Source organism: Leptolyngbya sp. GGD (assembly GCF_026735145.1).
Taxonomy (GTDB): domain Bacteria; phylum Cyanobacteriota; class Cyanobacteriia; order Leptolyngbyales; family Leptolyngbyaceae; genus Leptolyngbya; species Leptolyngbya boryana.
This window is the reverse complement of record NZ_JAPQKE010000001.1, coordinates 219185-243383: the sequence shown is the minus strand read 5'-3', so window position 1 is coordinate 243383 and position 24199 is coordinate 219185. Positions and strand designations below refer to the sequence as shown.

Genomic DNA, 24199 nt, shown 5'->3' with positions numbered 1-24199 from the left:
ATCGGGAGAGGTGGCAGAGTGGTTGAATGCGGCGCACTCGAAATGCGTTTTGGGGCAACTCAACGGGGGTTCGAATCCCCCCCTCTCCGTCCCTAAAGTTTGATGTTAAATCTGAGTCGTTTTGAGTACGTGCTGCCAGCGGCGTTGGATTACGAGATCATAAGGTTTCCAAAAATTCGGTTCAGGAGATGAATCGGGCTGATTCTGATCAATGGCACTTCGAGACCCGATCGCAGTCGATTTTGATGACATCAAGAAGGGTTTGAGCAGCGTTTTCACGATCGCGATCAAAGTCACTTTATAAATTCCTGGACGCAGCAACAGCGCATAATCATTTCTCAAGCTGCAAAACATCCAGCGAAACATCAATCGATAATCCCCTGCTAAATAGCTCTTACTCAACAGATTGTTATAGAACGCTGTATTTGCCCAATGCCGCACATATTGAGGCAATTCTGGGTGGCGTTGATAAACGCGAGACATGATCAATTCATAAAATTTCGACATCGTGACGCATTTTGTAGACATGCTGCCACTGTATTGCCGATAGCCAATCAGATACTCTGGCACAATCCGAAACTGATAGGATTCTGCAATCCGCAGATAGAGATCCCAATCTTCACAGGTTTCAAATTCACAATTATAGTAACCGACTCGATCGAGACATTCTCGCCGAAAGGTCGTCGAACACGCATTATCGAGAAAGTTATAAAACACCAGCATCGGAAGCACATTCCCTTCAACGGCTCCAAGCTGTCCAAACGGAGAATAGCCTTTGATTTCGCCTTTTTCGTTGAGATAAACCGACCAAGAGTAAACCAGTCCCACAGTCGCATCAGCCGTTTCTAAGCAGTGAACATGCTTTGCTAAGCGTTCTGGATACCAAATGTCATCAGCATCAATTGGAGCAATATATTCGCCAGAAGAATGCTGAATGGCAAGATTGCGAGCCGTTGGAACTCCAGCATTAGGTTGCTGAATCAGTTTAATGCGATCGTCATTTCGAGCAAACGATCGCACAATTTCTGCGGTGCGATCCTGTGAACCATCATCGACAATGATGGCTTCAAAGTTTCGATAGGTCTGTGCTTGCAGAGATTTGATTGTGTCTGAGATGAATGCTTCTGCGTTGTAAGCGGCAATTACAACGGAAACGAGTGGTTCAGAAGCCATGCCATTTCTCCACAATTCAGCATTCTGTTGATCATTCTTATGGACGAGGAACAAAAAATCAAGCTTGCATTTCTAACAGAAGGGAGAGGCAGAAAATCAGCGAAATGTTCACAATCGAATCACTAAATTGGGGTATAAACCTATGGATTATGAATCGCGAACACGCCGCAGTTTTACCTACGTATTATGGATGCTCGGCTCGGCTTTTATTCCCGTTGGCTTAAGCTTTCGAGTCGGAAGTTTTCTACAATTTCTATTTCTAGGTGTAGGCATTACATTGTTCGTTTTAGGACATGTTCTCTTCAGAGATGCCTGGAATCGCTAGGGCTTTTTCGAGATTACAGTCTGTAAGGCTTGAAACCAACGACTTGCCATTTTCTGTTCGCCTGATTCGTTTGGATGCAAGCCATCGTAAGTATCTTGACTGACATTAAATCCACTAAATTGATCGACCAAAATGACCGGGCTAGTGTTGGAATTTAGCGATCGAGCTAGCACAAAAATCTGCTGATTAAATTGCTGCGTCAGTGTTTCTCCTCCTTGAGAAGGAATCAATTGAGCCAGCAGAATTTTCAGATTAGGATTGCGTTTTCGCATTGTTTGAATCAGCGATCGTAATTCCGCGATCGTACTTGCAAAACTCTGTCCTCTCAGAATGTCATTCGTGCCTAAATGAATCAGCACAATGTCAGGATTAGCTTGTTCTGTCCAGCCATCAATTTGCGCTAAAACCTCATCGGCTTGCCAACCCCAATGTCCCTCATGATCAAGGTCAAAATCAGAATTTGGCGGATTGCCCAGATAGTGAGATCGCGTTGAACCGACAAAATTGATGTCATATCCAGCTTGCCGCAGTTTCAGCCAGAGCGATCGCCGATAGCTATTGTGATTGCGATCGCCTTGAGTAATCGAATCTCCCAGCGGCATGATGCGAATGCCTGACTGCGCGCCATCGACTTGCGAAACCGGAGTACAGCCCACAAGTAAAAATAATGCCGTACTCCCAATCAGTTTCTTCATGCGGTTCTGGGTTTTAGTAAGTTGCTCAATCGTCGCCAATTTGCACGCACGACTTTCCATTGTGCAACCAGATGCAGAACAATCAACGCTAAGAACGTGTAAGCCAGCCAGAAATGCGCACTTCGACCAATCTCTACCATCGCTTCATTCTGCGGAAAGAGATCAGGAAGAACAATCCCAAAGAATTTTACGTTGTTCGGGCGAAATGAATTTGACAGCAAAAATCCAGCGATCGGAACTGCCCACATCAACAGATATAAACTGCTATGGAGTGCAACTGTCTTAAACCAAGCAGTTGTAAATTTGGGCGATCGCTTGGTGTATTTCTTCCACCAAACTTGCAGCAGTAGAAAGATTCGCCAAGTCAGCAATGCCATCGATATAACACCGATCGATTTATGAAAATCGTAAAGTGAACCTCGATAAGCCACAGAACGATCGAGTTGTGACATAAATGTGCCCGTCACAAACAAGACAAGATACGCACCACTCATCCACCAGTGAACAGACATCAACTGCTTGAAAGCGTTATTCAATCTAGGCTTGAACGATTGGGCTAATGCCATAGCTGCCACCTTCATCATAAAACTTCATAAAGCTTAGATGACAGATATTAAGATTGTGTTACGAAAAGGTAGCAATCTGTTTGAGTTTCAGAGGCTAAAAAGAGTGGAGAGTGGGGGCTAGTCAGGCAACACCATCTCACACCCCAGATCACAATTGATTTAGGGCTGCCATATGTAAAAGTTTGTACATCTGCGCCAGCCCATCGACTTGATAGTGCGCGTTGAGTCCACTGGGATTCGGCAAGACCCAAATTGTGGTGTCAAACAAAGGCTCTGGTTGTCGTCCCATCTGAGCTTTTGGCTGATTAAATGCGATCCGATATGCACTCACACCTAAAACCGCTAAATACTTTGGTTTGTATTGCTGGAGCTTTTGGGCAAGTTTCTCATGACCTGCAATGAAATCTTCAGAAGTCAGTTCATCGGCTCTTGCGGTGGCAGGTTCCGCCAAATTCGTTAGACCGAATCCGCGATCGAGTAACGTCCGATCTTCAAACGGGGACAACAATCGCTCTGTAAACCCAGCTAAATGAATTGCCTTCCAGAATCGATTTCCAGGGCGGGCAAAATGATGTCCAACAGCTGCACTGTAAAGACTGGGATTGATTCCGCTAAAGAGAATGTTCAAATCGGGCGCGATGACATCAGGAAGAGTTTGACGATATGCAGCAGCGATTTCTGCTTTCGTGGGCTTGTGAATCACAGTGAAGGTAGGGCTTTGGGCAAAAATTTAAGTTCAATCTGGAGAATGATGGCGATTGAGATCCCAATTTAGCAGCAATTTTTGGCATGTGGGGAGTGGGGAGTTCAGGATCTTTGGGCAAAAAAGCCGAGCTGAACTGCAACAGGGCGTTCGCGTCGGGGAATGCGCGTTTGAATGGGGGCGTTGAGAACTTTTGCACCTTTGGGAGTTTGGGCTGCGATCGTGACAGAGCCGCCGCCGTCTAAATTCAGTGCGGTTTCTGCACCTAGTTTTTGTAGATAAGCGGATGTCTCGGCTAGGGTCATTCCTTCGCTGTATTGGAACTGTTTGCCATCGATCAGGACAAGCCAGAGTTTTTTTCCAGTTTTGTCGATCGCAATGACTGTCCGAGGATAAGGCTTATCTTTCACAGCTTCGTAATCTGGGGGTGCTAAAGGCTGACCCTTCTTGACTAGCAGATCATTGCCCGCAACCGCTTGTTCTGTGCCTGCTGGACAAATTCCTTTCTCATCGATTACAACTCGATTTTTAGCCAAGAAGCAGATTGCAGACCAACCTTCTTCAGCAGCCGAATAGGTTTTTCCGTTAGAGGTCACTTGTCCTAAAGCATTCACCACATCCCCTGCATGAGGATAAAAATCCCAAGGAGTTTCTTCGCGAAATGGATGGAAGAAATTTGCATTGATCCCAAGTTGAAGATCAAATTCGTCAACGAATTCTGTTACGGTTCGTGCGATTGTTTCGCGATTTCTAGGAGAATTTTTTGCATCATTAGAAGTAATGCCTGGATTAACAAAAGGACGAATGCCTGGAGTCGTCAGATCGATCGAGATTTTGTGCACCATGATCGGGCGCGGACTGGACAGCGCTTGCCGTTCGTAGGCAATTCCAGGAAAGAGCGATCGCGTTTCATCGATCCGCGGTGGGCGAGAATTTTGCCGCACTCCATAGATCAAAATTGGAATCGTCAGGAGTAAAAGAATAAAAACGCTAAGAATTTTTCCGAAATTATAGCGATCGCGCTGTGTCATACCGATTAAATTAGATGTGCGTCATTCTTCACGCCCTATGACTCACTATATTAATCACGATCTCCGGAATCGCTCATTTCGCAGGAAGAATTTGGCATTCATGAATTTCCGAGGCGCAGATATTCGGGGGTGCGATTTCACAGGCGCGATCTTGAGTGGAGCAGATTTCTCAGATACAAAAGCAGGGCTATCGCTGCGGCAAAGATTTTATCTAGGTGGCTTCGTCATCTTCGTTTCGCTATTTGTAGGCGATGTGATGGTGCGATTGCTCTTTAATACGATCGGACAATCTCCTCTGGATTCGCGGACGATTTATGTTCCGATTTTCTATGCTGCTACAAGTTTAGCGGGAGTCAGTTCTGCGATCGCGGCTGTCAATCGAAAATCAGAGCTAGGAGATTTTTTAACGAGCGTAACAGCGGTACTGGTTAGCGCGATCGTGGGATTTGGAGTGGGATTCTTTTATCCGGGTCTGATTCAAACTCTGATCTTTCCACCGAATGTATTCATCCCAAGTACTTCAGAATGGCTGCATCAACTGTTGTTGTCTTTGGATGAACATCATATCCAGATTGCAGTAGGGCTGACTGTCCTGACCAGTGTAATGATGTTATTTTTGTCGCGCTTTCAGTATCGAACGAGCTTCAAAGTGGGTGTGAGTCTGTTAGGCGCGATCGCAAGCCATGTTGCGACATTTTTCTGGAGTACGATCGCAAATGCTTATTTTGGTAATTCAAACTTTTCGCTTGGCATTGTCTTTAGTATCATTACATTGATGTATTTAGGATTGACGTTTGTATCACTCAATTGGATTGTGTATGAATTACAACATGCGATCGGCACATCATTCCGAGGTGCAGAATTAACACATGCGCGCTTTGCATACGCGGATTTACGAAATACTGATTTTTCTAAATCCATTGGAGCCAGTGCGCTAAAGTAAGATTTGCTCAATTTCCGCTCAGCATCATGAATCTCTTTCTGCTAATCGGCTCAATCGTCATCACCGTTTTAGTCTTTCTCTGGCTAGTACGGGTTCTCAAAGCAACGCTAAAAACTGCACTTTTGATTGCTGCGATCGTGTTTGCTCTACAATTTTTTGGAATCGGCTCCGACAAAATTCTTGCTGAAGTCGAGCAAATTGTGCGATCGCTGTGGAGCCTTTTACCCGGAAATTAGGTTGAGTTCCTCTGCCACGATCTCAACTAATTTCTTTGCGGCTCCAGGTTCTCCGCGCACTTGACGTAAGCGATCGCGCATTGCTGCTAATTTTTCTGGATGATCCAGATAATCAATCATAAACTTAGCAACTTCTTTGGGGTCTAGCTCACCGACTAACTCTGGAACAATCATTTCTTTTGCCCAGATGTTCGGCCAAGCGAGTAATCCTAACCGCTTTAACATCGCGGAGTTAATCTGTTTCGCAAACCATCCCCCCACTCCAGGAAGATTGGCAAGCAATCCTGGAATGCCATCCCAAGCCCGCATTGCATCCATTTGCTGAGTCGGAACGATAACCACCATCGGAATCCCTAAAGAACCGAGTTCAGCAGTATTTGCACCCACGGTTGTCAAACAGAAGCAACATTGTGAGAGTACTTCATACATCGGAACTCGCTCAGTTTTGGATTGCCAAAGCTCGACTGACAAACCATTTGGTGTTTCTAAGCGATCGCCCACTAACTGAGCTGAAACATTCCCTAGCAAGGGCACAAGCGAATTCTGTTTTGGATCAGCATACTTGGCTAAATCCGGTAAATCTAAAGTCGGTGCAACGGGAATGACAAATCGAGTCTGAGGACGATGGAGTTTGATCTGATCTGCGATCGCGATCATCAACGGTACACCTTGCATTAATTTTGCAGGCTTCGACCCAGGCAAAATGCCAATCAATTCTTCAGTTGCACTGGCAACCTGTTGGGTTTGAACTTCTGCCATCAAATCTCCGACAACCGTGATTTTGTGCGCGAACTGAGCCGGAGCGCGATCGAGAATTTCTGATTTCATCACCCCAAAGCGATCGATCCAGCGATGCCAGCGCGCTTCCCATTCCGCATAAATAACGGTTCGATATCCCAATCGTTTGCCAATCACAACGGGGAAAAACTGATCGCCACCGAGAAAAATCACAACTCCTCGATCGTGCCAATCCCAATCGTCTGCCGTCTTGCCCCACAAGAGAAACGAGAAAAAATGTTCTGCGGCTTGAACGCGATCGACCTCCGGATAACTCAGCGCGATCTCTGCTTCTTGTCCACTCGCATTCGGGCAAGGCGAGAGCATCACAGAAATTCTCGGTTCATCACCAAGCTGAGCGCGTAATTCTCGCACAACTGGCTTTACCCAAGTTGCCAACTCTCCGGGTGCATTCGACAAAATCAAAATATCGACAGCCATAGCAAAATTAGAAGAACACCATTAAATCGACGTAGAAAATCTAAAAAGAGTTTAATAAATTCACAAATTTACCGATCCATTGCGAGAAGCCAGTATCGTTTTGTATGAGGGATCAATCTCTCAATTTGTCTCAGCTACTTTGAAATACTGCGATGTCACAACCGACGATCGAATCTATCCTACAAGAAGAACGCCTCTTTCCCCCGACTGCGGAGTTTTCCGCGCAAGCTCGCATCAAGAGTCTGGAAGAGTATAAATCGCTTTACGATCGCGCTAAAGCTGACCCTCTAAAATTTTGGTCAGAATTGGCAGAACAAGAACTGCACTGGTTCCAAAAGTGGGACACCGTGCTCGACTGGAGCAATCCACCCTTCGCCAAGTGGTTTGTTAATGGAAAAATTAACCTTTCTTACAATTGCCTCGATCGTCATTTAGACAGCGATCGCCGCAACAAACCCGCAATTGTTTGGGAAGGAGAACCGGGCGATTCTAAAACGTTAACCTATGCAGAACTCCATCAAGAAGTTTGTAAATTTGCCAATGTTCTAAAAAGTTTAGGCGTGAAAAAAGGCGATGGGGTTGGCATCTACATGCCGATGGTTCCCGAAGCCGCGATCGCGATGCTCGCTTGTGCCCGCATCGGTGCGCCTCACTCGGTTGTATTTGGAGGATTTAGTGCAGAGGCTTTACGCGATCGCTTAGTCGATGCCGAAGTCAAAGTTGTCGTCACTGCTGACGGCGGATGGCGCAAAGATGCGATCGTGCCCCTCAAACCCCAAGTCGATAAAGCGTTGGCAGAAGGCACGACTTCAGTTGAGAAAGTCGTCGTCGTCAAGCGAACCGCTCAAGACATCGCCATGAGCGATCGCGATCTCTGGTGGCACGATTTGATCCAAGACGCTTCCGCTGATTGCCCAGCTGAACCGATGGACAGTGAAGATATGCTGTTCATTCTCTACACCTCTGGCAGTACAGGCAAGCCAAAAGGCGTGGTTCACACCACTGGCGGTTATAACCTCTACGCTCACATGACGGCTCAGTGGATCTTTGATCTGCAAGAGAATGATGTCTACTGGTGTACGGCTGACGTAGGTTGGATTACAGGACATAGCTATGTTGTTTATGGGCCTCTGTCCAACGGTGCGACGACTGTAATGTATGAAGGTGCGCCGCGTGCCTCCAATCCGGGCTGCTTCTGGGATGTGATCGAGAAGCATAAAGTTTCTATTTTCTATACCGCTCCGACTGCGATTCGTGCCTTTATCAAAATGGGCGATGAGCATCCCAACTCGCGCGACCTCTCTTCTCTGCGCTTACTGGGAACAGTTGGAGAACCGATCAATCCTGAAGCTTGGATGTGGTATCACACGATTATTGGTAAGGAAAAATGCCCGATCGTGGATACCTGGTGGCAAACCGAAACGGGCGGCATTATGATTACGGCTCTACCGGGTGCAATTCCAACCAAGCCCGGATCAGCCACCTTGCCTTTCCCTGGAATTTTGGCAGATATCGTCGATCTGGATGGCAATTCTGCTGGAGTCAATGAAGGAGGCTATCTTGCCGTTCGTTATCCTTGGCCGGGCATGATGCGGACGGTTTATAAAGACCCCGATCGCTTCCGCAAAACCTACTGGGAACACATTCCACCCCAAGATGGCCAGTACATTTACTTTGCTGGAGATGGCGCACGTCGAGACGAAGATGGCTATTTCTGGGTCATGGGTCGCGTTGATGATGTGATCAACGTTGCCGGACATCGTTTAGGCACAATGGAAGTCGAATCTGCATTGGTTTCTCACCCGGCTGTTGCAGAAGCCGCAGTCGTCGGCAAGCCTGACGAAATTAAAGGACAAGACATTGTCGCCTTTGTGACGCTAGAAGGAACCTATCAGCCGAGCGAAGACCTAGCGAAAGAGTTGAAGAAGCATGTCGTCGGTGAGATTGGTGCGATCGCTCGTCCCGGTGAAATCCGCTTTGCAGATGCCTTGCCGAAAACACGATCGGGCAAAATCATGCGCCGATTGCTCCGAGATCTCGCGGCAGGCGTTGAGATTTCAGGCGATACTTCGACGCTAGAAGATCGCAGTGTGTTGGAGAAACTTCGAGAAGGTGCATAGTAAAACGATCCGAACTCTGAGCCTGTCACTTCTCAGAGTTCGGATCGTTTCGTCAATCAAACAGTCTATGCAGGATAAATCCGCAACCTGCGATTTGGCTCCTCGCCAAAACTTCTAGAAGTCAAGCGATAATGCTCGACCAACTCATGCTGCATCTTCCGCACCGTAGACGATCGCGGAAGTAGCTCGACAGGCTGCCCTTTCGGAATCACAATCTGCTCGACTGCTAGCCGTGCTTCTTCTAAAGCTTCCATCTCGTCCTCATTGTCCCCGCGCACAATCAGGCTCAATTCTGCTTCGCTCGGCAAACCTGGCTCCTCCATGTTCAACAATCGTCTCAGCGCGATCGCAATTTGAGGCACATTGTTCGATTTGACAGTATGAATCGGAATCTGACGAGTCTTCGCCAAATGACGCAGTTTTGCATGGTTTTTCACATGCGATCGCAGGGCTAAAACCGCATCTGCTCCCTCCATATCCTTCGTCAAATGAATCGGCAAATTCAACGTCCGAATCACTTGATCGAGCTGTTGCCGACTCACGCCATACGGATAAACATGCAGGGGCAATTCTTCTCCATTCGGACCCGGAAAAGATTCCGATTCCATCGAATCAAAAGTGCGTCCTAACGATTCATCCAGCATCCGTTCAAACGATTGCTGTTCGGGCGTTAAGGTGCGAACATTCGTCGAACTGGCAACTGCTTTCATTCGACCCGTCGATCGCCAACCGCGCGCCTGCATTGAGTCAGAATAGCCACCACTATCAGGAAGCGCTTTTAAGCGGGTCTTTCCCGGCTCTGGTTGCGGAGCCTCATGCGTGATGGTGATGTTGCCTTCATCATCGGTTGCACGAGTCTGAGGACTAGGCTGTCTGCCTCGGAGTAACAAATCGATCGTGTCTGAAACTTCTTCATGCACAACCCACTTTTGCCGCTCAGCCATTTCGACTGCAATATCAAATGTCGGCGGTGCTTTGCGTTCTAGAACACTCTTTTGCGACCCTCGTCTGCGAGCTTCTTCATCCCCTAAGGTTACGGATTGAATCCCACCGACGAGATCCGAAAGCGTCGGGTTTTTAATCAAGTTTTCCAGCTTGTTCCCGTGTGCTGTGCCGACTAATTGCACACCGCGTTCCGCGATCGTTCGAGCGGCTAAAGCTTCTAGCTCAGTTCCAATCTCATCGATCACAATCACTTCTGGCATGTGGTTTTCCACTGCTTCGATCATAACTTGGTGCTGCAATTCAGGGCGTGCAACTTGCATGCGTCTTGCTCGACCAATTGCAGGATGCGGCACATCTCCGTCGCCCGCAATCTCATTCGACGTATCGATGATCACGACACGCTTATCGAGTTCATCGGCTAGCACACGTGCAATTTCTCGCAGTGCTGTCGTTTTACCCACCCCAGGACGACCCAACATGAGAATCGATCGACCACTTTCGACCAAATCGCGAATCATCCCGATCGTGCCAAAGATGGCTCGTCCAACTCGGCAAGTCAAGCCAATCACTTCACCGCGCCGATTGCGAATTGCGCTAATTCGGTGCAAGGTTTTCTCGATTCCTGCCCGGTTGTCCCCACCAAAATCACCGACTTTTTGCGTACTTTCTGCAAGGTCTTCTTTGGTAATCGGTGTATCCGAGAGGTATTCCGCTTTACCTGGAAAACGGGCTTCGGGGAATCGTCCTAAATCCATCACCACTTCTACTAAGCGATCGAGTTCAGGATGTTCGATTAAACGATCGCGCAAGTGAGTCGGCAGAATGTCTAAAAGTTTGGTTAAGTCGTCAGTTGTTTGCATCCGATTATGTTCTGAAGCGGTCATGGTCACGGGGTCAGAAGACTGACTGGCATTGGACTCGAAAGGGACGAAACTTTGTTCTACCATGTGTTCTAAGAATGGGAGAAAACGATAGGAAAAAAGACCTATCTGGTGTTTAGAGTACGGGATCTTGATCTATCTCTGTGTATGCTAAATCACTTGCAGAACTCGATTTGGGGATTTGATTTGGTGGACAAGTTCAGATGCAAGTTCAACGGCTTGCCAGAGTAAATCAGGAAAGGTTTCTATCGCGCCTGGGGAAAGGTTCGAGCAATCGCTCAGGGGCATCATCTCCTTTGCTTCTAGTTGAGTGAGAACGGGTGAAAGTAAACTGCGGGCATAGCTGCCATATGCGATTCCAGAAACCCACCTTGAAGCGGGTGTACTATCTCTATTGTGCAACATCCCTGATGCTTCTAACTTTGGTACAGTGTGCCGATTTGTTCCTCCTGCGAGCTGAATATATCCGGGTATGTCTGTAGCGAGAACTTTTTCACCCAATTTCACACAGGCGCGGGTTGCGCCATCGCCAATATCCCCACTCATCGGACGACCATCAGTTTGCCAGATTAAGGCACAGGGTAGGGGATGAATTAATTCATAGAGTGCCCATAAGTAATCAATTAAGTCTTCGCCTTCTGGACAACTAATCGCGATTAATTTCAAGCGATCGAGTCCTGGTTGGATGGCATTCCACACTCGTTTAAAGTCATCGTATCGACCAACCTGAGTATGGATTTCGATCGCATCGATGCCCGATCGCAACAACATTGGCGCGATCACTTCGGGAGTATAGACATACGATCGAGTCACAATCTGGTTGATGGGACAAATGGGCACGCATCGCCCACAGCCATAACAGCGCTCGTCGATTACGCCTGTCTGATCGATCGCATCGGCTGGACAAATCAATTCACAAGGTCTTGAACAGTCTGGAGGACAAAGTTCTGGGTTAAATTCTGCTTTGCGAAAATGCGGATCTTCGCCATCGTTGAGGCTAACCATGAGCCAGGGATTTGAGGGGGTGAATCCGCGCTGGATGGCTTCTGGTGCGAGTTGATGAGCAATTGCAAATGCTTCTCTTGCTGTTGAAACAATGGCTGGGTCGGCAGCGACATCGACACAATCCGCCCCCGCAAGCGCATAGACCAGTGACAAGGTGCGAATGGCGGGCAGATGTTGGAAACTGGCTCCACAGATAAGTTTGAACCAGTGCCCTTGATTTAGCGATCGTTGAGGCAAGTTAAAATCTATCACTCCTCTATGCTAATCCGCCTAGAGCGATTTTTGACGATTAATTTTGGGCTTATGATTTAAATATGGAATTTGAATGGGATTCGTCAAAAGCATCTGCCAATTTCAAGAAACACGGTGTTAGTTTTGAAGAAGCCAAGACCGTATTCGATAATCCTTTGGCAGTGATCTTTGATGATGAGATTCATTCTATTGATGAGCAGAGAGAAATCATCATTGGTCATTCTCAGCGAAATCGATTGCTGTTAATCGCTTTTACTGAACGATCAAGTAATATTCGTATCATCAGTGCCCGCCTAGCTACTCGCAAGGAGCGTGAGGATTATGAGCAAAATGCCCTCTGACCATCCACAAGATTCTGAAGACGAGCTTCTGCCTGAATATGAATTTGATTACAAGCAGGCGAAACCCAACCGATTTGCTGCAAATCAAAGGCGAACGGTTGTTGTTTTGGATGAAGATGTGGCTCAAGTTTTTACAACGCCAGAATCAGTGAATAAAGTATTGAGAGCGCTCATTGAATCGATGCCACAGTCGGCAAGCGACAAGGCAAGTTAGTAATGGATGAACTTAAGATTCAAAAATGACTTAGTACGGTTAGAGATCGCTGAGGCAAGCGATTTTTGACGATTAATTTTGGGTAATCGCTATAATGAGGACAAATTTCAAGGCTACTTTTTGAGTCGCTATGCAAATTACGCTGAACCCAGATGACGCTCTAATTCAAGATTTTTAATTGACTAACCTTTCTCCTCGACAAGGATTGCTTAATCTTGCACTACAGAAATTGGTACGTTCCCGCTGTAAGAAAAATTTCCCCGCTCTTGCAGGACACAGTCAACTTACTCAAGATTCTGAATTTATAGCTATGGCAATTTTGAGACGATTGCTCAAGAATAAACCGAACAATAAACTTATTCGATTAACCAAGTAGAAGACGTAATAGCTAGGATATTTATTCAGGATGACTGATTATGAAAGATAAAACTCGTGAAACCTTTGAATTATTTATAGAAAAAGCCAACCTACTTGAAGAGAAAACGTTTGTGAAAAATAGTATTGCAAACGGCTTGAATCTTAATATTCAATTTGGTTCGCCTCGCCAAATCAAGCATAACATCTCTGATCGCGAATTTATAGAATCTGTGGTTGTGACAGTGCGAATGTTTTATCAAGATAACGATCGCATCTCATTCAGAAAGATTGCTAGTTTATTGAGTGATCCCAGTCTATCGCAGACATTCATAGCCTTTTTTAACGAGAGACGTAAAGAGCTAAATGTTTATCTAGATAGTTTTGGAGAAATACAAGGCGTTTGGGATGGCAAAGAACTAACCAACCGAAATATTTTTGATACCTTCGTCTATGGAGATATTGCACATACCAACGAGGAGAAACGTGCTGTTTATCTAAAATGGAAAGAGCTTGGAGCATTGTTTATTCTAATTGAATATCTTTTTGTACGCATTCTTATGGATGTTGTATTGTTAATTGTGGAGGTAGCTGATGCAATGAAATTAGAGCTAGCAGGAAAGAAAATTGTCTACACTTGAAAACTAGCTTGAATAACCTAAACTGAACAAATTGAACCTACTCTTACCAAATCTTTGCCATTTTCAGCGCAAATCCTGGCATTTCGGGTTCACAGCTAACAGAATCGGGATGATCTAAAATTTCTGGTTCTCGATTCGATCGATAAACATGAACTTGACGATTCTTACGATCGATTAACAACCCCAACCGCACCCTATTGGCAATATATTCCTCCAGCTTTTCTTGCAGACTCGCCAACGTAGCGCTGCTCGATCGCAATTCCACAACAAAGTTCAGGCACAATCTCTGCAAAAGATGCCTGTTTTTCTGGAAGTAACGCATTCCAACGTTCAGACAAAATCCAGGATGCATCAGGCGATCGCACTGCACCATTCGGTAAAGTAAAGCCAGCACTAGAATCAAAGGCTTCGCCAGTTCCATCTGCTTCAGACCAAACAAAAAGCTGTCCAAAAACTCTACCGTTGCGGTTTCCTGTATCGGAAAAAGCTGGCGGCATTACAATAATCTCTCCATTCGCATTGCGCTCAATTCTTAGGTCTGGATTGGTTCGGCAAAAATTATAGAACTGCTGATCACTCAGCTTTGGCATTGATGTGAGCGAAGAAAGATCGATCGGTAATGGCATCTGTTCCGATTTGACCACTAGGCTAGGCATGAGCCGCTCCATCCAGAAAAGTCTTGCCTCAATTATAGGAACCTTCTAAGGCAAAGCCCAATTCAAAAACCTGCGATTTTGTCTCCGATAGCTGCTTGTGTGATCGCGACTGGCTGATTTTGTAAAGATTTCCGTCTTCTGCTCAAGCTACTATCAATGTAGAAGCAAAGCCCACTCAGGAGCGCAAAAATGCCTCTCAACCTTACCTACCACTAGAACTAGAGCACGAACTCTGTACGGAAGCTTCGCGGTTAAACTTGCCCCTAACTGAGTATGTTCTGCGTATTCTTACAACAAGGCAAGTACCAGAAAACCTACCTAAAACAGGTGCAGAATTAGTTGCTTACTGGCAGCGTGAAGGAGTCATTAATTCGCGACCTGATATCATTGATAGCCAAACTTACGTCCGAAAGCTGCGGGCTGAAGCTGAAACGCGAGAGCAGTAGGCAGAGAGTTAAGATTACCGAGTTGTTCCGGGGCTTGTAACCGAACAACCATATGAACGCTAAAAGCAGATGAATGAGCTATGGATTTATTCAAAGGTCGAACGGCTGTCCTTGCCACAATGCACTGCAAAGAACAAGCGATCGCGCCCATCTTAGAATCTGAATTCGATCTCAAAATCATCGTTCCACCTGATTTCAACACCGATCAGTTTGGAACATTTACCAGAGAAATTGCTCGGACTGGCGATCAGATCGAAGCTGCACGCAGAAAAGCGTTGTCTGCGATCGAGCAAACCGGACTCGATTTCGCGATCGCTTCAGAAGGGAGCTTTGCACCACATCCCGCCATGCCCATGCTGCCTAGCGATCGCGAAATTGTGCTCTTAATCGATACGGTTCACAATTTAGAAATCATTGGTGAAGTGATCTCACTTGAAACAAATTTTGCTCATCGCAGCGTTTCTAACTTTGAGCAAGCTCGCGAATTTGCCATAAAAGTTGGATTTCCAGACCACAAGCTTGTTGTTATTGATCAAGATCAAATCACCAAAGGCATTTGCGATTTTCAGCAGCTTGAACAATTGATCAATGCTGCATCGAAGCCAGTGCATATCGAGACAGATATGCGAGCTATGAATAATCCAACGCGAATGAGCGCGATCGCACAAGCCACACAGGATCTCGTCAAAAAACTGAAATCGAGTTGTCCTAACTGCTCAAAACCGGGATTCTCAGTCGTAGACATCAAACGAGGATTACCCTGTGGCTGGTGTAATGCACCGACTGATTTGATTTTGGCGGAAATTTATCGATGTCAGACCTGCGGATTTGAACAACTGTTGCCAACTGAGTCACAAGTTGCAGATCCAATGTATTGTGCATTTTGTAATCCATAGTACTCAGGTATGTCGTACATTCTGGCACTCGATTTAGGCACAACTGGAAATCGAGCGTTTCTCTTTGATCAAGCAGGCAACATTGCAGGACAGGCTTATCAAGAATTAACCCAATACTATCCGCAGCCAGGATGGGTCGAACATGATGCTGAAGAGATTTGGAATGCAACACGATCGCTGATTGAATCCGTCGGCAATGATCAAGTCAAAGCGATTGGCTTAACGGTTCAACGCGAAACCTGTTTACTCTGGGACAAAACTACAGGTAAGCCGCTCCACCGCGCCATTGTTTGGCAAGATCGACGAACCGCACCGTTTTGTAATAAATTGCGCGATCGCGGTTTAGAAGGAGAAATTTACGATCGCACTGGATTAGTGCTCGACGCATACTTCTCTGCGACAAAGCTTCGATGGTTACTCGATCAAGTTAAAGGCGTTGATCTAAACAATGTTTTAGCAGGCACGATCGATAGTTGGATTTTATGGAATCTCACAGGTGGCAAAGTTCATGCAACGGATCACAGCAATGCCAGTCGCACTTTACTGATGAACTTAAAAACGGGTCAATGGGATCAGACATTACTCGATATCTTTGGAATTCCGCTGCACATTCTGCCCTCGATTCAGCCGAGCCTGAGTCATTTTGGAGACTATGCTGGAATTCCCATTACTGCGATCTTAGGTGACCAACAAGCGGCATTGTTTGGGCAAGGCTGCAATCGACCTGGATTAATGAAATGCACCTATGGGACAGGAACCTTTCTGGTTGCTCACACAGGTTCCGAAATCGTGAGAACTGATCAGCAACTCATCTCAACGATCGCTTGGACACACTCCGATCAAGTTGGATATGCGATCGAAGGCAGCATGTTTACCAGCGGAGCCTGTGTTCAATGGCTCCGAGATGAGTTGAAAATGATTTCAACGGCACAGGAGACAGCAGCGATCGCGGCAAGTGTTTCTGATAATGGGGGTGTTTACTTTGTCCCCGCACTCAGCGGACTTGGAACACCTCATTGGGATATGAGCGCACGTGGAGCATTTCTGGGCATCACAAGAGGGGCAAATCGTGAACATTTGGTGAGATCGGTTTTAGAAGCGATCGCGTTCCAAGTCAAAGAGGTCATTGATGAAATTGAGAAGTACAGCCCAACGCCGATTCAGAAACTCGCCGTCGATGGGGGTGCTTGTGAAAATGATTTCTTGATGCAGTTCCAAGCTGACGTTTTAGGAATTGCGATCGAGCGACCCGCGATTCGAGATACAACCGTTCAAGGGGCGGCTTTTGCAGCAGGACTCAGTGCCGGAATTTGGGAAAGTTATGATCAACTCGTCGATAGGCGGATCATTGATAGAGTGTTCGAGCCGAGTGGATCAGACCGCATTCAAGCTGAGTTCAAAACTTGGCAGAAAGCCGTCGATCGCGTCAAACGTTGGGAGTGATAACTCAAGAATTTAGACATGACTTATCCTGAATTGCCCCTAGTTTTAGCAGGCCCAATCTTACGTCACACTGCTCCAGAAGTTGTGACGGTTTGGGTTGCGTTACAAAAAGCTTGTACGGTTGAACTTAGGATTTATCATACTCAAGCAATCGACGACTGCCTCTTCACGGGCAAGCGCGCCACAGTTGCCCTCGGTGAATCTTTGCATGTTGTGGCTGTAACAGCCCAGACTACGCTTCAGCCTGACCAACTTTATGCCTATGACTTATGCTTCAAATTTGAGCAAGGTGAATGTTCACTACAAGAAGGACTAACCAGCGATCGCTTTCCTGATGTCAATCTCAGCTATTTCGATCACGGAAAACCAACGTTCTTACTTCCGCCGACTCAGATTGAAGATCTCAAGATTTTGCATGGCTCTTGCCGAAAACCTCACGGACATGGAATTGATGCACTGCCCATTTTAGACAGCTTGTTGGAAACCACTGCGGCAGAAATTCGCGATCGTCCTCATCAGTTATTTTTAACGGGCGATCAGATCTACGGAGACGATGTTTCTGCGCGACTTTTAGAAACGGCAACGTTACTCGGTGACAGTCTATTAGGATGGCAAGAAAAATTGCCGCTCAAATCCACGTTCATGACTGCCTCAGAACTGAAGCCTCAAGAACGCGGAGAGATTGCGACTCGTCAAGCAGGATTTACAGGTGGACTCGGAGATAAACGTCAAAAAGTCGAAAATCACCTGTTCAGCTTGGGCGAATACTATGCAACATATTTACTCAGTTGGTCACAGATTGGTTGGGCAATCCTCAAGCCTACAGAACCTCATCTAGAGCGGTTCGTGCATACGCTCTGGCAAGTTCGCCGCGCCCTCGCAAACATTCCGACTTACATGATTTTTGACGATCATGATGTCACAGACGACTGGAATTTAAATCAAGCCTGGTGTTTGAGAGTTCTGGGTCGATCTCTGGGTCGCAGAGTGGTGCAGAATGCGCTCCTCGCCTATGCAGTCTTTCAAGGCTGGGGAAATACGCCAGAACGGTTTGAAGTGGAGCAATCTGGTGCAAGGCTTCTCGATGCGGCGCAAACATGGTCGGCTTCTCAAGGCAGCGATCGCGCTGCGCTGCAAGAAATTGCCAAACTGGTTGGGATGCCGCCTCAAGATCCGAAAACTGGATTGCCGAAATTCATTCAAGACGGAGATGTCAATATTCTCGATCGACATCCAGATGCGCTCACCTGGAATTTCATCATTCGCAGTCAATGTCATGAAATCCTAGTTCTCGATACTCGAACTTGGCGAGGCTATCCCTTAGATCACGAGCAAGTCTCTCAGAAAATCGCGCCGCCCCGGTTGATTGCTCCGGCAGCCTTAGTTCAGCAACTCTCTCTGCTCCAAGACTCCAAGCACCTGACGACCTTTCTCGTTGCGCCAACTAATCTTTTCGGGTTGCAAGTGATCGATTGGATTCATCATTGGCAACTGCGGAAAAAGAAAGTGTTTTCAACTGATGTCGGAGATGCCTGGAACGTCAATACCGATGCCCTGGCTCAATTGCTCACCCATTTGTTTAAGCTGAGAGACTCGATCGTGGTGCTCTCTGGTGATATTCATTACAGTTCAACGATCCGCCTGTCTTATCAACGGGCAGATTCCGCGCCGGGTGTGCTGATGCAACTGACCAGCAGTGCGATGAAAAACGAGGAACTGATTACGCGCATCATTCACACGCGGTTAAAACACTGGCTGCTTCCAGAACCTAAGCGAAAATGGTTCGGATGGGATCATCCTCCGCATATGATCGAGCGCTCCAAACCGATCGATTCGCCCGATTGGAAGTGTGAACTGGAATGGATTCCGAGACGGGCAGCCGAACATACGGACTTGAGTCTCGATCGCTTTCCGGTCAGAGCGCGCTTATTCCATTTCAATCTGTTCAAATTCTGGACGTGGAAATGGATTCAGGACGGACGAGAAATCGTTGGTGTGAATAATCTTGCGCTCGTCAGCTTTACCCGAGACGACTCCAGTTTAGAAGTAATTCACACCCTGTACTGGTTTTCGTCCTGGAGACCGTTGGAAATTGTGAAAAGCCGTTTTGCCCGTTCCACCCTCTAGAATGAAAACAACTCCCTAGATCGCCTTGTGTATGACATTTTCAACTTGTGTGCAGACGTTGGGACTCGATCGCATTGAGCGTCATGTCTTCATTTGTGCCGACCAGACAAAACCGCTGTGCTGTGACAAAGCTGCGAGCATTGAATCATGGAACTATCTCAAGAAAAGACTCCAAGAACTCAAGCTCGACAAGCCGACTCAGGATGCGGGCTGTATCTTTCGCACGAAAGCCAACTGTCTGAGAGTCTGCGATCGCGGGCCCATTCTTGTTGTGTATCCCGATGGGGTTTGGTATCATTCCGCCACTCCTGAAGTCATCGAACGGATTATTCAAGAACATCTGATTGGCAATCAAATTGTCGAGGAGTTTGCATTTTTGACGCATCCGCTTCCGAGTGTGAAAAACGATTTAGAAAAAGAAGTCGATCGTATTGTTTCTAACTAAAATGCAAATCATTCTCTAATCGAGTGAAATCAATGAACCCCAAGCAAATTTAAGCTTTGCGATCCTCAAAACCTATGACTCCCTCGTAACTTTTGTCTTTGTTTAAACATTACAAAAACACGTTTGAAGCTAATAGATGAGGATAGGTAAATTCTCGGTGTTCGAGGATCTTGAAACTCGAACTGAAAAAAGTTTAACTTCTTGACGAGTCGGATATAATGGCACGTGACCTATAGATAAAAATCTGGATTCTTCCAGTTTGTGAGTTTAACTCATGAATGGGTAGTCCAGGAACGTAAGTACACCACGAGTACATTACAAGTACATTTGAGCCTGATGCGTGAAGCTGAACTCTCAGATTCCGTGGAAAAGCTTAGTCATGAAGTTGATTTGTGTAAACGTTGATTTAGATTCAGGCAGAGCGAGTAGCACAGCATGAAGGAAACCAGTTCAGGGAATCACAGACGATTACTGCTGATTGATGATGACCCTAACCTAATTCTGTTGGTTAAAGATTATCTGGAGTTCCGGGGATATGAAGTCGTCACCGCAGAAAATGGGCGGGAAGCGCTGGAAGTCCTGGAACAAGATGTGCCAGATATGATCATTTGCGATGTGATGATGCCGGAAATGGACGGCTATCAACTCGTGAGCAATATTCGTCAAGATCCCAAAACAAGCTGGATTCCAGTATTGTTCTTGTCCGCGAAGGGCCAAAGCCAGGATCGGGTGAAGGGTCTGAATATTGGCGCAGATGTGTATATGGTGAAGCCATTTGAGCCAGAAGAACTTGTGGCGCAGGTGGAGTCTTCTCTCAAGCAAGCATCGCGATTGATTCAACATAAGGATGCGAAGGGCGGCGAGAATGCGCCGAAGATTCAAGTTCCGTTTGATGTGGAATTAACGCCGACTGAGTTAAGGGTGGTTCAGTTTGTGGCGCGTGGGATGGCGAATCGTGAGATCGCCGAAGAGTTGAATGTGAGCCAGAGAACGATCGAGAGTCACGTCAGTAATATGCTCGGTAAGACCGGATTGCATAATCGTACTGAGTTAGCACGTTGGGCGATCGAAAATAGCATGGCGTAGGTATGACCAATTTAGCGAAGGGCGATCGAAGTTTTGTCGATCGCCCTTTTTGCTGTTTTCTTTGTCATTACTATTCGGTCTAATCGGATGAAGTTGGATCTTAGGCGGACGAGAACTGGCTTTCTTGGAGAAGAAATACTTAAATTTCCGTCTAATTTCCTGCCGGGAGATATTAGGCGGAACATTGGTTGATCTAATGTTCCAAACTCCGGAGTTAGGTAGAAACAGTCGATCTAATTCTCCAATTTAGGGTGCTATACCGGCTCTCAGCAGCCTAAATCGCTCCAGAAGAAGGTTGCCGACTACTGTCGGACTCATGTCTCACTCTGGATGATTAGACGGAAAGAGTCAGTCTAAACAATAGTGATACGGCTTGGTTCAGTTGGTGAAGCTAGCACAAGAAAATAATTGCAAAGTCTAAAAGATCTGGTAAACAAGGTAGATGGATATTCCACAGAATGATTTTTATGGACAATTTAATAGCTCGAATTCAACGTCTTATAGATTTTCGTAGAGAGATTGGACAGTCTATTGATCAACATTTTTTGCCTGGTTTGAGCCGTGAGTACATCCAGGAAAAAACTTCGCAGTATCCATTCTATTTTCCAGAAGCGTTGATAGAGCTATATGAGTGGCATAACGGAACTAATGACGAAGACTTCTTGATGTTTCGAGATATGGCTTGGTTAAGCCTTGAGAATGCCATTTCCGAGTATGAGTTGATGATGGAAGCATTTTGGAGTGAAGGCGACAATGAAGAGATTGGTTTAGAGCCGGAAAAGATGTTCCCATTTGCTGGGTTTACTGGATTTAACTTGTATTTGAGCTATCCAGGTCAGAGAATGTGCCCCACGCTAGCCTTGCCTATCATTTGCACAGGTAAAGGTGTTCTCGAACCCTACTATGACTCTTTTACGTCCATGTTAGATACAGTTGAAGAGTGGTTCAAAGTTGGTGAACATAATGAGTACTCATGTAAAGCCCAAGAGGGCATTGAGCGTGAAATTTGGCGAAAGCATAATTCCGATATCTTTAGGATCACAGGTTTTTAGAATTTATTGTAGTCCGCCGTATAACAATCGCAATGCACCGGAACATTTCAGTTCGGTCGGTTAGTTGCAGGAGTTACTGGTGTCCGATGATTGCAAACGTTATCTCTCTGAAGATGGAACTAGAACAGATTCAATCTGAGTTGTTTAAGGCTATTGATAAACCAAATTGCTGGCAAATCCTACAACATTTAATGTTGAAATTGAAGAAGGAAGATCCTGGCAAGGTGCTTGATGCTCTTCTGGGTGTTTTTGTTGATAGTAGAGATAACTATTTTAGCGCCCAAACTGCGGCTGGCGGGCTTCTATGGAAGTTGAAACCCGCATACACAAGGAACTTACGGGAAGATATTAGACGTTCTTTACAGCATTGGGATGTAAGTATAGAAGAACTTCCATGGTATTTTGCCGAAGTTATTGGGATTGAGAAAGTGCGTGAAGAGGTCAAATTGGTTTTGGCTGAGCCAGTAGATGAACTATCCCAAAAGAGAGCAGAGGCTTACCTCTATTGGCTTTCCGTAAGCAAGCCAGAAGATTTTAGATCTTATCTAGATCGAAGCTGGAATAGAAGACTTGGGGACTGAGAGCATTGGAAATCTCTTGTTGGTGATTATCGTACATTTTCTCCAGATGGGTTAGCCCTTTAGTGCACCGGACTGTTGGGCGAGATCGGCTAAAATCAAGAGGCTATTAGTAGCTGGTGAATGCTGCTGTTGAGCAGTCGGGTCAAGAAAATTCCTTTTAGAACGGCAAATATGGGTTTCTCAACGATTTATCTCCGCCCCTTCAAGTTTGATAAACCGCTTACCCCAGAACATGCAGATGCTTTGGTTGAGTTTAGTGAAATTGAGCATGAGGATGAATCGGGAGAGCCTGGCGGTAATGGCAAGCCCCCAACGTACTATTGTCAATGGATTCCAACAGAAGATTTGGGCGGATTAGAATGGGATAAATGTGAGAAGTTCTATTATGGGAAAGAGTGGTTAGTCTATTTGATTGAGACTTTTACCAAACCGTGGGGGTATACGTTGAATGGTGAAAGTCCGTGGTACGTAGACGACTTCCAAGAAGCAGGAATACTCAAGGTTGTAGATAATTTTGTCACTGAAGAGTCTCGTGATATATCGGCAATCAAAGAGGAGTATGGCGAGTACGAGCTGTATTAGAGGATTGCCTTTGTCTACCCATTAATTACGCTGTACCAGAACGTTGAAAGACGGCTAGTTCGCAATGCTGGATCGGAAGTTCTTATCCTGATTCAAGTTGCTCGACGGAAAGTCCTTGCGATCGCAAACCAGGAGTTGATCAAGCTCTATTGGAGCATTGGGAAATATATCAGCGATGTCTTCGGCACCCGCGAAGCGCGATCTTATAACCACATTGAGGAATGCGACAACCTCTCTCAACAAATCATTAGCAGTAGGAGAGGCGTTTAACTTTTAACTCCAAGGCGATAAACCAGTTTTGCTGCTTTGGGAGCGGGGGTTAAGTTAAAATGCAGGCATTAAGTTGAAACGAGGTCAAGACGATGACAGTTCGACAACCCCGCTATCCTAAAGAAGAATATGCTCGTCTTGGCAATGAGATTTACGAGACTCAGGTGCGATCGCAAGTCGAAGAAGGCAATTACGGCAGAATCGTAGCGATCGATATCGAAACCGGAGCGTTTGAAGTGGCTAATACGACGATCGAAGCTACCGATCGTCTTTATGAACGTGTACCCGATGCCCAACCTTGGGTGATTCGGATTGGACATCGTACCGTTTATCGGTTTGGTTCGCGGAGCCTGAAGAAGTCGGTATGATGCAAGGCTTCGTGAATCAAAGTTGTGAAGCGATCATTCCAGTAGTCGTAGGTCATACCAAAGCCCGTCAGCAAATGATTCAGGCGGTGATTGATACAGGGTTTACTGGATTCTTGTCGCTTCCATTATCTCTGATTGAATCACTGGAATTGCCCTGGATATTTCGTGATTTCGCAACGTTAGGCGATGGTAGTGAAGTGCTTTTTGATATGTATCGTGCTTCTGTCATTTGGCATGGACAGTATCAAGTTGTGGATGTGGCAGCATCAGAAGCAGAACCACTTGTAGGCATGAGTCTACTGTATGGATCTAAGCTTCAAATTGAAGCAGTTGAGGGCGGCATCGTGAAGATTGAAGCCATGACGTAATTGAAATTCTCTCCGCTGTGGCACAGTCTACCAGTCGTTGGAACGGCGAACAGAGTCTTCTCACTTCGTTTCTAGTCTATTTGTCGCCGTTCAACTTACTGAAGTTCTTACCCTGATTCAGGCTGCTCAACGGAAAGTCCGTGCGATCGCAAACCCAGAAGTTAATCAAGCTCTATGGGAGCATTGGGAAGTATATCAGCGATGCTTTCGTTACCCGCGAAGCGCGATCGCATAAC

At 46.1% G+C, this 24199-nt stretch carries 29 protein-coding genes and 1 tRNA gene; 20 read left to right on the top strand and 10 right to left on the bottom strand.

From position 1 onward, the window contains the following. The first annotated feature begins 4 nt into the window (after positions 1–4). A tRNA-Ser gene (locus OU814_RS01215) sits at positions 5–89 on the top strand. A 16-nt stretch (positions 90–105) separates the two neighbouring features. On the opposite strand, the gene OU814_RS01210 is transcribed toward OU814_RS01215, so the two are convergent. Beyond that, positions 106–1173 (bottom strand): glycosyltransferase family 2 protein, encoded by a 1068-nt coding sequence (locus tag OU814_RS01210; RefSeq protein WP_268179819.1) that lies wholly within the window; start codon positions 1171–1173, stop codon positions 106–108. Positions 1174–1315: 142 nt separating this feature from the next. Here OU814_RS01210 and OU814_RS01205 point away from each other — a divergent pair, with 142 nt between their 5' ends. Then, positions 1316–1498, top strand: a complete 183-nt coding sequence (locus OU814_RS01205; protein ID WP_017290940.1) for a hypothetical protein — start codon at positions 1316–1318, stop codon at positions 1496–1498. Here the strand turns inward: OU814_RS01205 and OU814_RS01200 are convergent. From OU814_RS01200 to OU814_RS01185, 4 genes are all read right to left on the bottom strand, one after another. Further along, positions 1495–2193 (bottom strand): SGNH/GDSL hydrolase family protein, encoded by a 699-nt coding sequence (locus OU814_RS01200; RefSeq protein ID WP_268179816.1) that lies wholly within the window; start codon positions 2191–2193, stop codon positions 1495–1497. The two genes, OU814_RS01205 and OU814_RS01200, sit on opposite strands and share 4 nt — an antisense overlap. Next, positions 2190–2777, bottom strand: a complete 588-nt coding sequence (locus OU814_RS01195; protein WP_017290942.1) for a cytochrome b — start codon at positions 2775–2777, stop codon at positions 2190–2192. Before OU814_RS01195 ends, OU814_RS01200 begins: the two co-directional genes overlap by 4 nt. A 130-nt stretch (positions 2778–2907) precedes the next feature. Further along, complete coding sequence (gene mug / locus OU814_RS01190) at positions 2908–3462, bottom strand: G/U mismatch-specific DNA glycosylase (RefSeq protein WP_268179814.1); 555 nt, start codon at positions 3460–3462, stop codon at positions 2908–2910. Positions 3463–3566: 104 nt separating this feature from the next. Then, positions 3567–4493, bottom strand: coding sequence for a phosphodiester glycosidase family protein (locus OU814_RS01185; RefSeq protein ID WP_268179813.1), 927 nt, complete (start codon positions 4491–4493; stop codon positions 3567–3569). Positions 4494–4530: 37 nt separating this feature from the next. On the opposite strand from OU814_RS01185, the gene OU814_RS01180 reads away from it, so the two are divergent. Both OU814_RS01180 and OU814_RS01175 read left to right on the top strand, forming a co-directional pair. After that, a complete protein-coding gene (locus OU814_RS01180) occupies positions 4531–5436 on the top strand; it encodes a pentapeptide repeat-containing protein (protein WP_268179812.1) in 906 nt (301 codons plus the stop codon). Between the two features lie 26 nt (positions 5437–5462). Further along, positions 5463–5672, top strand: coding sequence for a hypothetical protein (locus tag OU814_RS01175; protein ID WP_017290946.1), 210 nt, complete (start codon positions 5463–5465; stop codon positions 5670–5672). Here the strand turns inward: OU814_RS01175 and OU814_RS01170 are convergent. Next, positions 5658–6890 carry a lipid-A-disaccharide synthase gene (locus tag OU814_RS01170; RefSeq protein ID WP_268179811.1) on the bottom strand — a complete coding sequence of 411 codons (1233 nt, stop codon included), beginning with the start codon at positions 6888–6890 and terminating at the stop codon, positions 5658–5660. The two genes, OU814_RS01175 and OU814_RS01170, sit on opposite strands and share 15 nt — an antisense overlap. Before the next feature lie 152 nt (positions 6891–7042). Here OU814_RS01170 and acs point away from each other — a divergent pair, with 152 nt between their 5' ends. Then, on the top strand, positions 7043–9010 hold the full coding sequence (gene acs / locus OU814_RS01165) for an acetate--CoA ligase (RefSeq protein ID WP_268179810.1): 1968 nt from the start codon (positions 7043–7045) through the stop codon (positions 9008–9010). A gap of 65 nt (positions 9011–9075) precedes the next feature. Here acs and OU814_RS01160 read toward each other — a convergent pair whose 3' ends face one another. Together OU814_RS01160 and ldpA are read right to left on the bottom strand one after the other, a co-directional pair. After that, positions 9076–10902, bottom strand: coding sequence for a R3H domain-containing nucleic acid-binding protein (locus OU814_RS01160; RefSeq protein ID WP_326498269.1), 1827 nt, complete (start codon positions 10900–10902; stop codon positions 9076–9078). Positions 10903–10986: 84 nt separating this feature from the next. Further along, a complete protein-coding gene (ldpA, locus tag OU814_RS01155) occupies positions 10987–12093 on the bottom strand; it encodes a circadian clock protein LdpA (protein ID WP_268179809.1) in 1107 nt (368 codons plus the stop codon). Between the two features lie 62 nt (positions 12094–12155). Here ldpA and OU814_RS01150 point away from each other — a divergent pair, with 62 nt between their 5' ends. The 3 genes from OU814_RS01150 to OU814_RS01140 all read left to right on the top strand — a co-directional run bounded on the left by OU814_RS01150 (position 12156) and on the right by OU814_RS01140 (position 13643). After that, positions 12156–12434 carry a BrnT family toxin gene (locus OU814_RS01150; RefSeq protein WP_268179808.1) on the top strand — a complete coding sequence of 93 codons (279 nt, stop codon included), beginning with the start codon at positions 12156–12158 and terminating at the stop codon, positions 12432–12434. Next, positions 12424–12648 (top strand): hypothetical protein, encoded by a 225-nt coding sequence (locus OU814_RS01145; protein WP_268179807.1) that lies wholly within the window; start codon positions 12424–12426, stop codon positions 12646–12648. Before OU814_RS01150 ends, OU814_RS01145 begins: the two co-directional genes overlap by 11 nt. Positions 12649–13064: 416 nt before the next feature. Beyond that, complete coding sequence (locus tag OU814_RS01140) at positions 13065–13643, top strand: hypothetical protein (protein ID WP_268179806.1); 579 nt, start codon at positions 13065–13067, stop codon at positions 13641–13643. A 43-nt stretch (positions 13644–13686) separates the two neighbouring features. Here OU814_RS01140 and OU814_RS31305 read toward each other — a convergent pair whose 3' ends face one another. Together OU814_RS31305 and OU814_RS01135 are read right to left on the bottom strand one after the other, a co-directional pair. Further along, positions 13687–13881, bottom strand: a complete 195-nt coding sequence (locus tag OU814_RS31305; protein ID WP_326498268.1) for a Uma2 family endonuclease — start codon at positions 13879–13881, stop codon at positions 13687–13689. Next, entirely contained in the window at positions 13838–14299 is a 462-nt protein-coding gene (locus OU814_RS01135) for a Uma2 family endonuclease (RefSeq protein ID WP_326498267.1), read from the bottom strand. The genes OU814_RS31305 and OU814_RS01135 overlap by 44 nt, the downstream gene beginning before the upstream one ends. 257 nt (positions 14300–14556) lie before the next feature. Here OU814_RS01135 and OU814_RS01130 point away from each other — a divergent pair, with 257 nt between their 5' ends. From OU814_RS01130 to OU814_RS01075, 12 genes are all read left to right on the top strand, one after another. Continuing rightward, entirely contained in the window at positions 14557–14745 is a 189-nt protein-coding gene (locus OU814_RS01130; protein ID WP_268179805.1) for a hypothetical protein, read from the top strand. Between the two features lie 80 nt (positions 14746–14825). Then, the gene (locus tag OU814_RS01125; RefSeq protein ID WP_268179804.1) at positions 14826–15641 is read left to right on the top strand and encodes a DUF6671 family protein; all 816 of its coding nucleotides are present in this window, start codon (positions 14826–14828) and stop codon (positions 15639–15641) included. A gap of 9 nt (positions 15642–15650) precedes the next feature. Further along, positions 15651–17084 carry a glycerol kinase GlpK gene (gene glpK, locus OU814_RS01120; protein ID WP_268179803.1) on the top strand — a complete coding sequence of 478 codons (1434 nt, stop codon included), beginning with the start codon at positions 15651–15653 and terminating at the stop codon, positions 17082–17084. An 18-nt stretch (positions 17085–17102) separates the two neighbouring features. Next, positions 17103–19211 carry a PhoD-like phosphatase gene (locus tag OU814_RS01115; RefSeq protein ID WP_268179802.1) on the top strand — a complete coding sequence of 703 codons (2109 nt, stop codon included), beginning with the start codon at positions 17103–17105 and terminating at the stop codon, positions 19209–19211. A gap of 31 nt (positions 19212–19242) precedes the next feature. Then, complete coding sequence (locus OU814_RS01110; RefSeq protein WP_017290957.1) at positions 19243–19656, top strand: (2Fe-2S) ferredoxin domain-containing protein; 414 nt, start codon at positions 19243–19245, stop codon at positions 19654–19656. 435 nt (positions 19657–20091) lie between these two features. Next, on the top strand, positions 20092–20742 hold the full coding sequence (locus tag OU814_RS01105) for a response regulator transcription factor (protein ID WP_017290958.1): 651 nt from the start codon (positions 20092–20094) through the stop codon (positions 20740–20742). 458 nt (positions 20743–21200) lie between these two features. Next, the gene (locus tag OU814_RS01100) at positions 21201–21794 is read left to right on the top strand and encodes an SMI1/KNR4 family protein (RefSeq protein WP_268179801.1); all 594 of its coding nucleotides are present in this window, start codon (positions 21201–21203) and stop codon (positions 21792–21794) included. 86 nt (positions 21795–21880) lie between these two features. Beyond that, on the top strand, positions 21881–22375 hold the full coding sequence (locus OU814_RS01095; RefSeq protein ID WP_268179800.1) for a hypothetical protein: 495 nt from the start codon (positions 21881–21883) through the stop codon (positions 22373–22375). A 171-nt stretch (positions 22376–22546) separates the two neighbouring features. Continuing rightward, complete coding sequence (locus OU814_RS01090) at positions 22547–22957, top strand: hypothetical protein (RefSeq protein ID WP_268179799.1); 411 nt, start codon at positions 22547–22549, stop codon at positions 22955–22957. A 362-nt stretch (positions 22958–23319) separates the two neighbouring features. Continuing rightward, positions 23320–23595, top strand: a complete 276-nt coding sequence (locus OU814_RS01085) for a hypothetical protein (RefSeq protein WP_268179798.1) — start codon at positions 23320–23322, stop codon at positions 23593–23595. Continuing rightward, positions 23592–23963, top strand: a complete 372-nt coding sequence (locus OU814_RS01080) for a hypothetical protein (protein ID WP_017290962.1) — start codon at positions 23592–23594, stop codon at positions 23961–23963. Before OU814_RS01085 ends, OU814_RS01080 begins: the two co-directional genes overlap by 4 nt. A 37-nt stretch (positions 23964–24000) precedes the next feature. Continuing rightward, positions 24001–24198, top strand: a complete 198-nt coding sequence (locus OU814_RS01075) for a hypothetical protein (protein ID WP_268179797.1) — start codon at positions 24001–24003, stop codon at positions 24196–24198. The last annotated feature ends 1 nt before the right edge of the window (position 24199 follow it).